The organism is Tenebrionibacter intestinalis (assembly GCF_016632365.1).
Lineage (GTDB): Bacteria > Pseudomonadota > Gammaproteobacteria > Enterobacterales > Enterobacteriaceae > Tenebrionibacter > Tenebrionibacter intestinalis.
Genome location: NZ_JAEPBH010000040.1, coordinates 21,015 through 34,670, shown reverse-complemented (window position 1 = coordinate 34,670; position 13,656 = coordinate 21,015). Strand labels below are relative to the sequence as shown.

The 13,656-nt window shown below is 55.7% G+C and carries 12 protein-coding genes; 3 read left to right on the top strand and 9 right to left on the bottom strand.

Annotated features, from left to right (window positions below; translation table 11 throughout):
- From rsxC to ydgT, 5 genes are all read right to left on the bottom strand, one after another.
- On the bottom strand, positions 1-1,653 hold a 1,653-nt coding region (gene rsxC, locus JJB97_RS14385), incomplete at its 3' end, for an electron transport complex subunit RsxC (protein ID WP_238714694.1).
- Positions 1,646-2,224 (bottom strand): electron transport complex subunit RsxB, encoded by a 579-nt coding sequence (gene rsxB, locus JJB97_RS14380; RefSeq protein WP_238714693.1) that lies wholly within the window; start codon positions 2,222-2,224, stop codon positions 1,646-1,648. The genes rsxC and rsxB, both read right to left, overlap by 8 nt.
- Positions 2,224-2,805 carry an electron transport complex subunit RsxA gene (rsxA, locus tag JJB97_RS14375; RefSeq protein ID WP_238714692.1) on the bottom strand — a complete coding sequence of 194 codons (582 nt, stop codon included), beginning with the start codon at positions 2,803-2,805 and terminating at the stop codon, positions 2,224-2,226. Before rsxA ends, rsxB begins: the two co-directional genes overlap by 1 nt.
- 77 nt (positions 2,806-2,882) lie before the next feature.
- The gene (locus JJB97_RS14370; protein WP_238714691.1) at positions 2,883-3,323 is read right to left on the bottom strand and encodes a DUF2569 domain-containing protein; all 441 of its coding nucleotides are present in this window, start codon (positions 3,321-3,323) and stop codon (positions 2,883-2,885) included.
- Between the two features lie 91 nt (positions 3,324-3,414).
- Positions 3,415-3,630, bottom strand: a complete 216-nt coding sequence (ydgT, locus tag JJB97_RS14365) for a transcription modulator YdgT (RefSeq protein WP_238714690.1) — start codon at positions 3,628-3,630, stop codon at positions 3,415-3,417.
- Between the two features lie 227 nt (positions 3,631-3,857).
- Between ydgT and JJB97_RS14360 the strand changes: the two genes are divergently transcribed.
- Entirely contained in the window at positions 3,858-4,898 is a 1,041-nt protein-coding gene (locus tag JJB97_RS14360; protein ID WP_238714689.1) for an oxidoreductase, read from the top strand.
- Positions 4,899-4,986: 88 nt separating this feature from the next.
- Positions 4,987-5,976 carry a bile acid:sodium symporter family protein gene (locus JJB97_RS14355; protein ID WP_238714688.1) on the top strand — a complete coding sequence of 330 codons (990 nt, stop codon included), beginning with the start codon at positions 4,987-4,989 and terminating at the stop codon, positions 5,974-5,976.
- Positions 5,977-5,990: 14 nt separating this feature from the next.
- Here JJB97_RS14355 and add read toward each other — a convergent pair whose 3' ends face one another.
- From add to malX, 3 genes are all read right to left on the bottom strand, one after another.
- Entirely contained in the window at positions 5,991-6,992 is a 1,002-nt protein-coding gene (gene add, locus JJB97_RS14350; RefSeq protein ID WP_238714687.1) for an adenosine deaminase, read from the bottom strand.
- Positions 6,993-7,742: 750 nt separating this feature from the next.
- Positions 7,743-8,930, bottom strand: coding sequence for a MalY/PatB family protein (locus tag JJB97_RS14345; protein ID WP_238714686.1), 1,188 nt, complete (start codon positions 8,928-8,930; stop codon positions 7,743-7,745).
- 45 nt (positions 8,931-8,975) lie between these two features.
- Positions 8,976-10,568, bottom strand: a complete 1,593-nt coding sequence (gene malX / locus JJB97_RS14340) for a maltose/glucose-specific PTS transporter subunit IIBC (protein ID WP_238714685.1) — start codon at positions 10,566-10,568, stop codon at positions 8,976-8,978.
- A 179-nt stretch (positions 10,569-10,747) separates the two neighbouring features.
- On the opposite strand from malX, the gene malI reads away from it, so the two are divergent.
- The gene (gene malI / locus JJB97_RS14335) at positions 10,748-11,779 is read left to right on the top strand and encodes a Mal regulon transcriptional regulator MalI (protein ID WP_238714684.1); all 1,032 of its coding nucleotides are present in this window, start codon (positions 10,748-10,750) and stop codon (positions 11,777-11,779) included.
- Between the two features lie 236 nt (positions 11,780-12,015).
- On the opposite strand, the gene JJB97_RS14330 is transcribed toward malI, so the two are convergent.
- Positions 12,016-13,521: a YdgA family protein gene (locus tag JJB97_RS14330; protein ID WP_238714683.1), complete on the bottom strand. Its 1,506-nt coding sequence runs from the start codon at positions 13,519-13,521 to the stop codon at positions 12,016-12,018.
- Positions 13,522-13,656: the final 135 nt, after the last annotated feature.

The window sequence follows — 13,656 nt, the reverse complement described above, 5'->3', positions numbered from 1 at the left end:
AGGTTGCTTGTCGGGCGCGGACTTGTCTGCTTCGATCTGATACGCTCTGGCCTGGGCTTTACGCGCCTGGCGGGCCGCAATGACGGCTTGATTATCGGGTAGTGCGCCAGGGATGATTTCAACGGGATCTGCGGCGCTGGCTTTTTTAGCGCGCACGCGCGCCAGCGCGGCCCGAATTGCGTCCTGATCCTGTGTGCCTGGCTGTACCGCAGCCTGCTGGTGACGACGCGTGCGGGCGGCTTTTTCGCGCTCAAGGCGCGCCTGGCGCGCTTCAAAGCGTGCTTTGGCTTCGCTGGCGCGTGTCGCTTCATCGAAAATAGCGCGAATTTCCGCTTTTTCCTGGCGGAAATATTGCACCAGCGGAATATTGCTCGGGCACACCCAGGCGCAGGCGCCGCACTCGATGCAGTCGTCCAGGTTATGCGCTGCGGCCTTATCGTGCTGCTGGCCTTTGCTGAACCAGTAAAGCTGTTGCGGCAGCAGATCGGCAGGGCAGGCGTCGGCGCAGGCGCTACAGCGAATGCAGCCCTGCTCTTGCGAGGCGTCGCCCATTTCGCTGGCGGAAGGGGCCAGCAGGCAGTTAGTGATTTTCACCACAGGCACATTCAGCGTTGGCAGCGTAAAGCCCATCAGCGGGCCGCCCATAATCACCCGCTGCTGTTCACTGGCATGGAAACCGCCGAAATCAAGCAGATGACTGACTGGCGTACCCAGCCGCGCCCAGACATTGCCCGGCCTGGCGATGGATTCACCAGTCAGCGTTACCACGCGCTCGGTCAGCGGCTCGCCGTCGATGATAGCGCGTTTGATAGCAAACGCGGTGCCGACATTCTGCATCAGTACGCCGATGTCTGATGAACGCCCGCCGTGCGGAACCTGTTTGCCGGTGAGGATCTGCGTTAGCTGTTTTGCGCCGCCGGAGGGATATTTGGTTGGGATAACGCGCAGAACAATATCGCGTGTGTCGGCCAGCGCGGCGCGCAGCATGGCAATCGCCTGCGGTTTATTATCTTCTATGCCGATTAGCGTTTCACGCGGTTGTAATATATACGTAAGGATACGAATACCTTCGACAATCTGTTCCGCGCAGTCCTGCATCAACCGATCGTCTGCGGTAATGTAAGGTTCGCATTCAGCGGCGTTAATAATCAGGGTGGTAATATTGTTCCCGCCGCCTTTTAGCTTGACGCCGGTAGGGAAACCTGCCCCGCCCAGCCCGGCGACGCCGTAGTTGTGAATGCGCGCGATAAGCTCTTCGCGGCTGCGGTTGTAGTAGTCTTCTATGCGCTCGCGCGCAATCCAGCTATCTTCGCCGTCTGCTTCAATAATCGCACACGGCTCCGCCAGCCCGGACGGATGAGCGGTTGTGCGCGCCTCGATGGCGACGACGACGCCGGAGGTGGGGGCATGAATGGGCAGCATACGCCCGCCGCCGCGGGTCAGCGGCTGCCCGCGCAGTACGCGTTCGCCTGCGCTGACGCACGGTTCGCCTTGCGGTCCGAGGTGTTGCCTGAGCGGGATGATAAAACGCCGCGCAAGAGGAACCTGGCGCAGCGGCGTACCGTTAGACTGCGTTTTCATTTCCGGCGGATGGATGCCGCCATGAAAGTCCCACAGTTTTTCTTTTCTGAAGGCGGAAAATATCTTAAACATGGTGTTCCGTCGGGATTACGCGCACGGGAATGGTCTGCAAATCCCACTTCCAGGTATCGGGCGTTGGCGCCACTGGGTGTAGCGTAATGCACTGCGTAGGACAGGGGGCGACGCACAGATTGCAGCCAGTGCATAAATCGGCGATAACGGTGTGCATGGCGCGCGTTGCGCCGACGATAGCATCAACCGGGCAGGCCTGGATACATTTAGTGCAGCCGATACAATTGTTTTCATCAATCTTCGCCAGCAGCCGCGCAGGCGCAGCAGAGCTACCGTCGTCGCCGATGGGTTGAGGGTCAACGTTCAATAACGTAGCGATTTTGTTCATGACGGCTTCCCCGCCTGGTGCGCAGCGGTTGATACGCTCACCGTTATTGCCTACCGCTTCGGCGTAGGGACGACAGCCGGGATAGCCGCATTGCCCGCACTGGCTTTGGGGAAGCAGGTCGTCGATTTTATCAACAATAGGATCGTCTTCAACTGCAAAGCGACGCGAGGCGTAGCCCAGCAGCAGGCCGAACAGCAGCGACAGCAGCGTCAGAACGGTAACGGCGATAACAATCGTGTTCATCAGAATTTAACCAACCCGCTAAAGCCCATAAAGGCAAGCGACATCAGACCGGCGGTAATCAGGGCGATGGCGTTGCCTTTAAATGGCGCGGGCACATCAGCCACAACAAGGCGTTCACGAATTGAGGCGAACAGCACCATCACCAGCGAGAAACCTACCGCGGCGGAAAAGCCATACAGGGCGGATTGCAAAAAAGTATGATTAAAATTAATGCTTAACAGCGCCACGCCGAGTACGGCGCAGTTTGTGGTAATCAGCGGCAGGAAAATCCCCAACAGGCGATAAAGCGCCGGGCTGGTTTTACGTACCACCATCTCAGTGAACTGCACGACCACGGCGATGACCAGAATAAACGACATTGTACGCAGGTAGACAAGCGACAGCGGCACCAGGATCAGATGGTCAATAAGCCAGGAAAAGACAGTCGCAAGCGTCATAACAAACGTGGTAGCAAGCCCCATTCCGATAGCTGTTTCCAGTTTTTTCGATACCCCCATAAAAGGGCAAAGGCCAAGAAACTTCACCAGTACGAAGTTATTGACCAGTACGGTTGCGATAAACAAAAGCAAATAGTCTGACATGCACTCGATCCGAAATAAAAAAGCCGCCTATTATCGGTTATGTGTACGCTGGCGACAACCGTAGCTTTGCTGCGGGCTTAGGGGTTTATAAACGTGGCTTTTACGCGCGAAGAGTAGCGGAAATAGGGCGCCAGCAGGGCGGCAGCCAGCAGCGGAAAGAGCAGTTGGCGAAGCGCGATATCATCGTTAACCGGCGTGAAGGCAAATGATTTTATCGCCAGCAGAACACAAATCAGTAGCCACAAAATGTAGTGTTTTCTGACCGTGTTGCGGCGCTGGAAAAATGCCATACACAGCCACAGGGTATAGCACCACATAGCCAGCGCGCAAAAGAGCGAAAGATACCACATAATAATCCGGGAAGCCGGTTGCAGGCTCAGTGCTGCATGCGCCTGGGCGTTAAACAGCGCCATGCCGAACAGCGAAAGCGCGATGGTCGTGCTTAGCAACGTCATTAATAACCAGGCGAGCGCGACGAATAGCCAGCCGCCAATACGCAGCGGTTGCGTGGTGGACATTATTCCTCCGGAAAGTGAAACAACCGGCCAACAGTGGCCGGGCCGGGGGAGTATAAGTAAACTGGCGGCGTGTTTAAACCTGCGGCGTGCGCTATTGCACATAGCGCCAAATTGATTTCGGCACCTGACCGGGGTCAAACAGCCGTCCGCCGGACACTAACTCGGCACGCCGGTGATCGGCTGCGCGATACATATTGATGATGTCGTTTGTATTGGTGAGTGAATAATTAAGGCGATCGAACAGTTTTTCGAGGCTCTCCAGCGTATTGACCTTTCGAAATTTTAATAAATAGTCCAGAACCGTCATAAAAAAACCTGTTTTTAAAACAAAAAATGCAGATAAAAAGTCCATGCAAATAATAAATGCAATAGTGGCAGGTATATAGCTAATTAACTGAAAAAAAAGATAAATAAGACTTTTCTTTGCGTCATTATTCCTGTCTGTGCGCCAGGATAGATTTGCCGACTTTGCGTAGTACGCTGAGCGAGGGTATGGTGAATACTCGTCGGGGTGAAATCATGAGAGGAAAAGTAATGAGCGACACTATCCGTGTAGGCATCATCGGTTATGGGTATGCCAGCAAAACATTCCATGCACCGCTCATCGCGGGCACGCCGGGTATGACGCTGGCGGCGATTTTCAGCAGCGATGCCGCCAAAGTGCAGGCTGACTGGCCTGCGGTGCCGGTGGTCCCCAACCCCGTAGCGCTGTTTAGCGATCCGACGCTGGATTTAATTATCATTCCCACACCGAATGATACTCATTTCCCACTGGCCAAAGCGGCGCTGGAAGCAGGGAAACACGTTATCGTAGATAAGCCTTTTACCGTGACGTTGTCACAGGCGCGTGAGCTGGATGCGCTTGCCAGAAGCCGTGGACGCGTGCTGTCTGTGTTTCACAACCGCCGCTGGGACAGTGATTTCCTGACGCTAAAAGGGTTGTTGAGTGAAGGAACGTTGGGAGAAGTCGTTTATTTTGAATCGCACTTTGATCGCTTTCGCCCCCAGGTGCGTAACCGCTGGCGAGAGCAGGCGGGCGTGGGCAGCGGCATCTGGTATGATTTGGGGCCGCATCTGGTGGATCAGGCGCTGGCGTTGTTCGGCCAGCCGGTTAGCCTTTGCGTCGATCTGGCTCAACTACGCCCTGGCGCGCAGACTACCGATTATTTCCACGCTACGCTTCATTACCCGCAACACCGGGTAGTGTTGCATGCCAGTATGCTGGCGGCGGCGGAATCGGCGCGCTATATCGTACACGGTACGCGAGGTAGCTACGTGAAGTACGGCCTTGACCCGCAGGAAGACCGCCTGAAGGCAGGCGAGCGCCCGCCGCAGGAAGGGTGGGGTTATGATATGCGCGACGGTATACTGACCCTGGCGCAGGGCGACGTTTTCTCAGAGCAACCGCTTTTGACGCAGCCGGGAAACTATCCGGCCTATTACGCAGGCGTGCGCGATGCGCTTAACGGCCATGCGGAAAACCCGGTTCCTGCCAGTCAGGCGATTCGCGTAATGGAACTTATCGAACTGGGAATTGAGTCGGCAAAACATCGCGCGGCGCTGAATCTGACCTGATGACTGGCGCATAGCCGTATTTGGCTCGCGCGGCGGGCCTTTTTCTTTTTTTTATGTGGCTCGTTAACGGCCAAACAGGAAGCCGGGCATGGGATGGCTGCAACGTCTGAAAATTGATAATTTTTTGCTTATGCTGTTTGCGGTAGTGGCGGCAGCCTCGCTGCTGCCTGCAAAAGGCGTGGTAAAAACCGGGTTTGAGTACCTGACCACGGCCGCCATTGCGCTGCTGTTTTTTATGCACGGCGCAAAACTGTCGCGGGAGGCGATAGTGGCCGGCGCCGGACACTGGCGGCTTCATCTGGTTGTGTTTTTAAGCACCTTCGCGCTGTTTCCGCTGCTTGGGTTGGCGATGGCGTTCATCCCGCCGACAATATTGCCGCCGCCGCTGTTCATGGGGTTTCTCTATTTATGCGCGCTGCCTGCTACAGTGCAATCGGCTATTGCCTTTACGTCTGTTGCAGGCGGGAATGTTGCCGCCGCAGTGTGTAGCGCTTCGGCGTCGAGCATTTTAGGGATCTTCCTCTCGCCGGTGCTGGTGGGCGCTTTGATGCAAACACAGGAAGGCGGCACGGACACGCTGCACGCTATCGGCAAAATTATTCTGCAACTGATGGCGCCGTTTATTGCCGGCCACCTGTCACGCCCTTTGACGGGACGTTGGGTGGATAAACACAAGAAACTGATTAACCTTACCGATCGTTCGTCGATTCTGCTGGTGGTCTACGTCGCCTTTAGTGAGGCGGTGGTGGAGGGGATCTGGCGTCAGGTAACCGGCGTATCCCTGCTGTGGGTTGTGGGTATTTCGCTGGCGCTGCTGACGATTGTGTTGATCGTGAATACCTGTGCGTCGCGGCTGCTGGGATTTAACACGGCTGAGGAAATCACGATTGTTTTTTGTGGATCCAAAAAGAGCCTCGCCAATGGCGTGCCGATGGCTAATGTACTGTTCCCGGCCGGCGCCGTGGGAATGATGCTGCTGCCGCTGATGATTTTCCACCAGATTCAACTAATGGTATGTGCCGTATTGGCACAGCGCTATGCCCGCCGGAGCGTGAAGGAAAAGCCGCCCGTGGGCTGACGGGCGGCAGAGGGCTATGCGACGCGGACGCTTTCGCACAGCGCATGTTTTTCCGCGTCCGACAGAAAAGCGATTTTTAGCCCGTTTTCCTGCGCCGTGCGAATATGCGCGGCGCTTAGCCCCGCACGCGGCGCGGCAACGGTATATTCGTGTACGATATCTACGCCCTGAACGGCGGGATCGTCGGAATTGAGCGTCGCCAGTATACCGCGATCAAGGAACATTGCCAGCGGATGGTCGGCCAGCGCGTTTACGGCGCTGGTCTGAATATTTGACGTCAGGCAGGACTCAATACCGATAGCCTGTTCGGCTAAAAAGTCCATCAACTTTTCATCCTCCGCCGCTTTTATGCCGTGGCCGATACGCTCGGCGCCCAGCTCGCGGATTGCCTGCCAGATGCTTTCCGGCCCGGCAGCTTCGCCGGCATGTACGGTAATGCGCCAGCCCGCGTCGCGGGCGCGATTAAAGTGATTCAGAAACAGGCTGCCGGGAAAGCCGGTCTCATCACCGGCCAGATCCAGCGCGGTAATGCTGTTGCGATGGGCCAGAAGCCCGTTCAGTTCGGCTTCGCAGGCCGCTTCGCCGAAGGTGCGGCTAAGGATGCCGATAAGCCGCGCCTGGACGCCGTAATCGCGCATCCCCTGACGCACGCCATCAATAACGGCCTCTACGACGCCGGCAATGGGCAGGCTGTGGGTCATGCCCATATAGCGTGGGGAAAAGCGTAATTCGACGTAGTGCAGACCCTGGCGGGCTGCGTCTTCCATATTTTCCAGCGCCACGCGGCGGCAGGCCTCCAGTGAACCCAGTACTTTCACCCCCCAGTCGAGTTTTGTGAGAAAACGCAGCAGATCGGGCTGGTTTTCAGTCACCTGAACGTAAGGACGCAGCGCCTGCAGCGAATCGGCGGGGAGTTTGACGTTAAACTGACGGCCAAGGTCGAGAATAGTCTGCGCGCGTATGTTGCCATCAAGGTGGCGGTGCAGGTCGGTTAAAGGCAGGGATTTATCGATCATGGTCGCACTCTTTTTAGTTAACGTGCAGCCCATTATAAATCTTCCTGTCAGTCCGGGTATTGTCGGATTTGTCTATTGTTGGTTTTACTTTGACTTAAAAGGGCGTCGATTTGCGTCAGAGCAGAAGTTATGCGCGTCATGCTATGCAGTGGTTATGCAAAACTTAAAAAGTGATGAATAAGATGAAAATACCTTTTTGGCAGAGTTTATCCCTGTAAGTTTGATCTTTCCAGGCGTCAGGTAGCGGTAATTTATTCGCAAAACCCGTAGAAATATTGCATTTGAGTTGCTATATTGCCGCTTGTGGTCAGTATGAAGTGCATAAACATTTCATTTTGTTTCACTGCAATTGCGCCATCGCGGGCGCGCCAGAGTCAACCCGGTCTGTCCAGTGTCTCATGCAAGCACTGCTGTCAGACGTGGTTGCGTTCATCGGAAAAACAATTACGTAATATGGATTTGCGGGTGATGTTTGCCGTAAGGTAAACGGCATTCGGTTGTGCCTGTCACGACTGTTAGCCGGGAATATTCCACACCGCGCAATAAGTTAGCCGCCTCATTCGCCAGCCTTCGGGCTGGCTTTTTATTTTTTACGGGTTAAAAAAACCGACATATCTGGCAGGTATGTCGGTAAATGGTGTTGGCATTATGACTGAGGCTGTAAACCTCGAAAGCGATAATGCCTGACACAGTCTTTTTGTATTGCTACTTATCCTGGCGCTCGTCAAAGAAACGTAATGATTTGTGCCGCTAAATCTGCTGTGCGGCACGTACTGAATGAATACCGGCTATCAGGCGCTGCATGCCGTCTTGTAGCTTCACGCGCGGGCAACCGACATTAAGGCGCACAAAGCCTTTGCCTTCTTCTCCGTAAGTGTAACCGGGCATAATCGCGACTTTCTGATCGGCTATTAATGTATTTTGCAGGGCGCGGTCGTCAATGCCCAGCGGGCGCAGATCTATCCATGCCAGGTAAGTAGACTGCGGCGCGCGCCAGTTAAGCGCCGGAAAGGCTGCGTTGAGCGCCTCCTCGACATAGACCAGATTTGCGCTCAGGTATTCCCGTAGCGCATCCAGCCAGGGCGCGCCATTGCGATAGGCGGCAATGTGCGCCGTCAGCGCCAGTACGGCCGGTGATGACAGCCCGTCCTGCTCCTTCAGGGCGTTGAGATAGCGCGCTTTGTCGTCGCTGCGGTGAATCAGACCATAGGCGCCGGTAAGCGCCGGTATGTTGAAGCTTTTGGATGCGGACGTCACCAGCGCCCAGCGGCCGCGACCGGTTTGTGACCACGGCGTATGGCGGTAATTTCCCCAGGTCATGTCCATGTGAATTTCGTCGCTGATAACGCTCACGCCGTGGCGCTCGCACAACTGCGCCATCTGTTCCAGTTCGGTGCGGGTCCAGACCTTCCCGCTTGGGTTATGCGGGCTGCATAACAGCATTAGCGTACACCGCGGGCGCGCCAGTAGCGATTCAAGCTGCGTCATATCGCACTGCCAGTCGCCATCGACCTGCTGCAGCGGCGCGGCCAGCGTCAGGCGTTGATTACCGTTGACAGTCTTATAGAATGCATCATAGGCCGGAGTATGTACCAGCACCTCGTCGCCCGGGCTGCTCCACTGGCGAATTAACTGAGAGATGATATAGATAACCGACGGGCCGTAGACCAGTTGTTGCTCATCAATCTGTGTGTCAAAACGGCTGCTAAACCAGTGGGCGATCGCGCCGCTGAATTCCGGGTTCTGCCAGCGGCTGTAGCCCAATACGCCATGACTCAGGCGGGCGGTCAGCGCGCTGAGCACGCAAGGGGCGGTTGGGAAATCCATATCGGAGATAGTGAAAGGAAGTAAATCGGGGGCGCCGAAGCGATCGGCAACGTAGTCCCACTGGGTACACCAGGTACCGTGGCGGTCTGTGGGGTGAGAAAAATCGAACATAATACCTCTGAGATATCGCCCCCCTGCGCGCAGGGGGGAAGAAAACTACGCCTGTACGCTGTTCATCAGCATGTCCATTTCATCCTTGACCGACTGAACCTGAGGGCCAATAACCACCTGCAGGCTGTGTTGGTTAAGCTGCACCACGCCGATAGCGCGCAGCGCTTTGAGCGCGTCGCCGTTAACCTGTGACATATCCTTTACCGACAGGCGTAGACGGGTGATGCAGTTATCGAGACTGATTATGTTGTCAGCACCGCCTAACGCCGCCAGAATCGCCGGTACGTTATAGCCGGATTTGCCGATAGCGCCGCTCAGTGTTTTCTCTACCTGGCTTGTTTGCTCACTGTCGCGCCCCGGCGTTTTGATATTAAAGCGTGTAATGGCGAAGCGGAAGATAGCGTAATAAGCGCTGAACCAGAGAGCGGCCGCGAGCGGCACCATATACCATTTCGTGGCCAGCCCGTGCAGCATGCCGAATACCACAAAATCGATAATATTGCCGTCCGTATTACCGATAGTTACCCCGAGTATTGCCATTATGCTGAAACCCAGACCGGTTAGCAGCGCGTGAACCACATACAGCGCGGGTGCGACAAACAGGAACAGGAACTCCAGTGGTTCAGTGGTGCCGCCCACCACGCAGGCCACCACGCCGGAAATCAGCAGCCCCTTAATTTTGTGGCGGTTTTCAGGACGCGCGCAGTGATACATGGCCAGAGCGGCACCGGGCAGGCCGCCGAGGAATGCAGGCATTTTACCCTGAGACAGAAAGCGGGTCGCGCTTTCTGCGAAGCCCCGGGTGTCCGGGCAGCTTAGCTGCGCCTGGAAAATGGTCAGCGCGCCGCTGACTGAATGGCCGCAGACGTCAAGCGTGCCGCCCGCATCGGTAAAGCGAATCAACGCCACCAGAATATGATGCAGGCCAAAGGGCAACAATAGCCGTTCGCCGGTGCCGAAAATCATCGGCCCAAAGTCGCCTGCGCTGTTAATAATGCGGCCCAGCCCTGTGATGCCCGTGGCGAAGAATGGCCATACCAGCGGAATAATCAGTCCGAATACGCCCAGCGTCAGCAGAGTGATAATTGGCACAAACCGCGTGCCGCCAAAAAATGCCAGCGCGTCCGGCAGGCGGATAGTATGGAAGCGCTCATGCAACGCAAACACGATAATGCCCGCCATGACCGCGCCGAGTATGCCGGTGTCGATAGACTGTATGCCGAGGATATTCTGGATGTTATTCGCCTTCAGAATGCTGATATCCGTGGTCGGCAGGATGCCTTTCGCGGTGAGCCAGAAATTAATCGCCAGATTCATTACCGCATAGCCGACAAAGCCAGAGAAAGCCGCCACGCCTTTATTCTCGCGCGCCAGCCCCAGCGGAATAGCGATACAAAACATTACCGGCAGGAAGCTAAAAGCGAAGGAGCCGACTTTGCTCATCCACGTAAACAGCAGTTGCAAAACTGGGTTGCCTAAAAACGGCAACAGGGTAATAACGTCGCGGCTGCTTAGCGAACTGCCGATGCCCATCATAATGCCGCAAAATGACAGCAGCGCTACCGGCAGCATAAACGTTTTGCCCAGGCTCTGGAAAAACTCCCAGAGCGTGATTTTTTGTGATGTTTTCACCGACATATATACGGCTCCCTGCACAGGTGAGAAAAGTGTACGCAGCGGAGGATAAAACGATTTACCTGATTTTTTTATGCGTTATTCCCGGTAATTTGACGGTGTTAACAGATCTGTTGACCCCGGATAGATAAAACGTTTTACCCATCACGAAACGCGTTTTTGATAACCAGGAAGAGAGGGCGATGTCACTGGTAAAACGAGTCACCATAAATGATGTAGCCCTGGCTGCCGGCGTGTCAGTCAGTACAGTCTCGCTGGTGCTAAGCGGTAAAGGGCGCATCTCCAGCGCCACGGGCGAACGTGTCAATGCGGCAGTTGAAAAACTGGGATTTGTGCGAAACCAGCAGGCGGTAGCGTTGCGTGGCGGCCATAGCGGGAGAATCGGCGTGATTGTGCATAATTTATGTCACCCCTTTTACGCTGAACTGACCGCCGGGCTGGCTGAAGAACTGGAACAAAACGGGCGCATGCTGATGCTGTTGCAGGAAGGGAACGGCGGCGAGCGTCTTCAACGCTGTGTGGATACCCTGTTAGCGCAGGGCGTGGACGGCATTATTATCGCAGGCGTAAGCGGCCGGGGAGTGGCGCTGCGTGAGCGCGCAGCGCAGAGCGGCGTAACGTTGTTGTTTGCCTCCCGGGACAGTCACCCTGATGAGGTGGCGGTTGTGCGCCCGGATAACCAGCAGGCGGCGAGGCTGGCGACGGAGTATTTGATTAACAAAGGGCACCAACGCATTGCCTGGCTGGGCGGTCACAGCGCGTCGCTTGCCCGCGCCGAGCGGCTGGGCGGTTTTTGCGCCACGCTGTTACAGTACGGTTTGCCGTTTCACAGCCACTGGATTATTGAATGCGAATCCACTCAGCGCCGGGCGGCGGAAGCGGTGGTGAGTTTGTTACGCCGTAACCCCACAATTACCGCCGTGGTGTGCCATAACAGCACCGTGGCGATGGGGGCGTGGTTTGGGCTGCTGCGCGCCGGGCGGCAAAGCGGGGAAGACAGTCTTGACAGCTATTATGACAGCCGGATTGCGCTGGCGGCGTTTGCCGACGTACCTGAAATGATGCTGGACGATGTGCCGGTAACCTGGGTGACGACGCCTGCCAGAGAAATCGGGCGCAGCGTAGCGCAGCGAATTTTACGCGCAGAGCCGACAGAGCAGGATACGGCCAACAGCTTTATTGTGCCCGCGCGGCTGGTGGCGCATAAAGGTTAGCAGCGGCCCGGCAAGCNGGCTGGTGGCGCATAAAGGTTAGCAGCGGCCCGGCAAGCGGGCCGCCCAGGCTGTTGACAAAGAAGGAAAAAACGGGGTTTTTCCTTCTTTGTAGTCATTAGGCGAAAATCAATGCTTTGATTTTCCTTATTTTTTATTGTATTTCATCCATCCTGTCTGCGACAGGATGGGGTTTGTCAGCAGTCTCAGCGGCCCGGCAAGCGGGCCGCCTGCGTGCGTTACGGTTGTGGCGAAAGGAACGGGGGTTCTGGCGCTTCTTCCGGCTGCGCGTCGTTGTCAGGCGGCGTCAGGCCGAATATGCCCAACAGTTGTTCCAGCGGCAACTGCTGTCCGTTAAGGGTCGCCATACCGCCGCTGTACTGGAGGCTGGTGCTGATGGCGTCGTTTTCGACAGTCGTCAGGCGGAACATCTGGCCCATCGCCGCAATACCTTTTACCTGCTGGCTTGCCAGTTTGTTGGCTTCATCCTGCTGGTAGCCTTCGATTTTCGCAACCTGCGTCATCAGCTCAGTGGCCATGGCCAGCGGGATAGTCAGCTTGCCGTCAAGAGATTTTATAGCAGAGCCGGGGTTGCGAGCCGCCGGTTCTTTAAGGAACAGCGACAGGGTAAGCGAACCTTCACCTTTGCTGTTTTTCCAGCTCAGCGGCGCGACGGTGACGACCGGTTCGCCCTTAAGCAGCAACGGCAGGTTGGTGAAGAAAGCATCGATTGCTTTTTCCTGATATAGCTGCGGATCGTCTGTGATGCCAGGTTGGGCCTTTAGCGCCTGGAGGCTGTCATTATACCGTTGGCTGAATTGATGCGCTGCCGCGCCGTCCAGCTTGCTGACTTTCAGCGTCAGCGCGCCCTGGCCCATATCCTGATTTTGCATACGCAGTGAATCAAGCGTGTAATTGATCTCGCCGTTCAGGTGCTTACCGTCGGCGTCAGGCGCCGACTGGGCGTTGATCTTAAGCCCCTGTAACTGCGCCATTTCTTTACCTTCCACCGCCAGCGACAGCTTTTCGAGGCTCAGTTTTTGGCTACCGGTGCGCTCCTGGAAGGCGCTGACCTCGGTTTCACCGTCGGTTTTCAGCCCGTTGAACGTTACCAGCACCTGCTGGCCGTATTCGTTTGGCATAGAAACCAGGCCGCTGTCGGCCTCGCCTTTTAGCGTGAGGTGGTTGCCCTTGCTGTCAACGTTGGCGGTAAAGTTGCCGCCGCTGAAGGCCATTTTATCTTTGCCTTTGCTGTATTCCAGCGGGCGCAGGGCGATATCAGAAGACGTGGCGCCGCTGTAGCCGACGCGGGTGTCAATATTAATAAGGGACTGGCCCTTCGCCATTTCAAACAGCGCTTTGGTCGTTTCATTTTGCGCCAGTTGCGTATGCACGGAAGCCATTGACGGGATTAGCGTGAACTTTTTCAACTGCGCAAAGGGAAATGGACCGTGATCGACGGTTTCGTCCAGCACCACGCTCTGTCCGGGCTTAAGCCAGCTACTCTGCGCGCCGGTATCGGGTTTAGCAATAATCTGTAACCGGCTGCTGAAAACGTGACGCTGGTAATTTGCATACTCCAGCGTCAGGCCAGCATCCGGGGCTGTCGCCTTAATTTGTCTGTTAGCTTCGCTAACAGCATCTTCAATGCGCTGTTCCAACTGTTTGCCTGTAAACCAGGCGGCGCCTGTCCAGGCCACGCCCAGCGCCACGATAACGCCTACAGCAACCAGAGATTTCTTCATAGTATTGATTTCCAGTTAAACCGGGCTATCCCACCCGATATTGAAGTATTGGCTTGCGCGAAAAGCTTAGCAACAGCCGACGGAAAAATCAGTAAGTGATTATGCAGTAAGGTAAATACAGAAGAAAAGAACGAT

Coding starts and splice junctions, on each gene's coding strand:
- rsxB (WP_238714693.1), bottom strand. CDS start 2,224: ATGAACACGATTGTTATCGCCGTTACCGTTCTGACGCTGCTGTCGCTG.
- rsxA (WP_238714692.1), bottom strand. CDS start 2,805: ATGTCAGACTATTTGCTTTTGTTTATCGCAACCGTACTGGTCAATAAC.
- JJB97_RS14370 (WP_238714691.1), bottom strand. CDS start 3,323: ATGTCCACCACGCAACCGCTGCGTATTGGCGGCTGGCTATTCGTCGCG.
- ydgT (WP_238714690.1), bottom strand. CDS start 3,630: ATGACGGTTCTGGACTATTTATTAAAATTTCGAAAGGTCAATACGCTG.
- JJB97_RS14360 (WP_238714689.1), top strand. CDS start 3,858: ATGAGCGACACTATCCGTGTAGGCATCATCGGTTATGGGTATGCCAGC.
- JJB97_RS14355 (WP_238714688.1), top strand. CDS start 4,987: ATGGGATGGCTGCAACGTCTGAAAATTGATAATTTTTTGCTTATGCTG.
- add (WP_238714687.1), bottom strand. CDS start 6,992: ATGATCGATAAATCCCTGCCTTTAACCGACCTGCACCGCCACCTTGAT.
- JJB97_RS14345 (WP_238714686.1), bottom strand. CDS start 8,930: ATGTTCGATTTTTCTCACCCCACAGACCGCCACGGTACCTGGTGTACC.
- malX (WP_238714685.1), bottom strand. CDS start 10,568: ATGTCGGTGAAAACATCACAAAAAATCACGCTCTGGGAGTTTTTCCAG.
- malI (WP_238714684.1), top strand. CDS start 10,748: ATGTCACTGGTAAAACGAGTCACCATAAATGATGTAGCCCTGGCTGCC.
- JJB97_RS14330 (WP_238714683.1), bottom strand. CDS start 13,521: ATGAAGAAATCTCTGGTTGCTGTAGGCGTTATCGTGGCGCTGGGCGTG.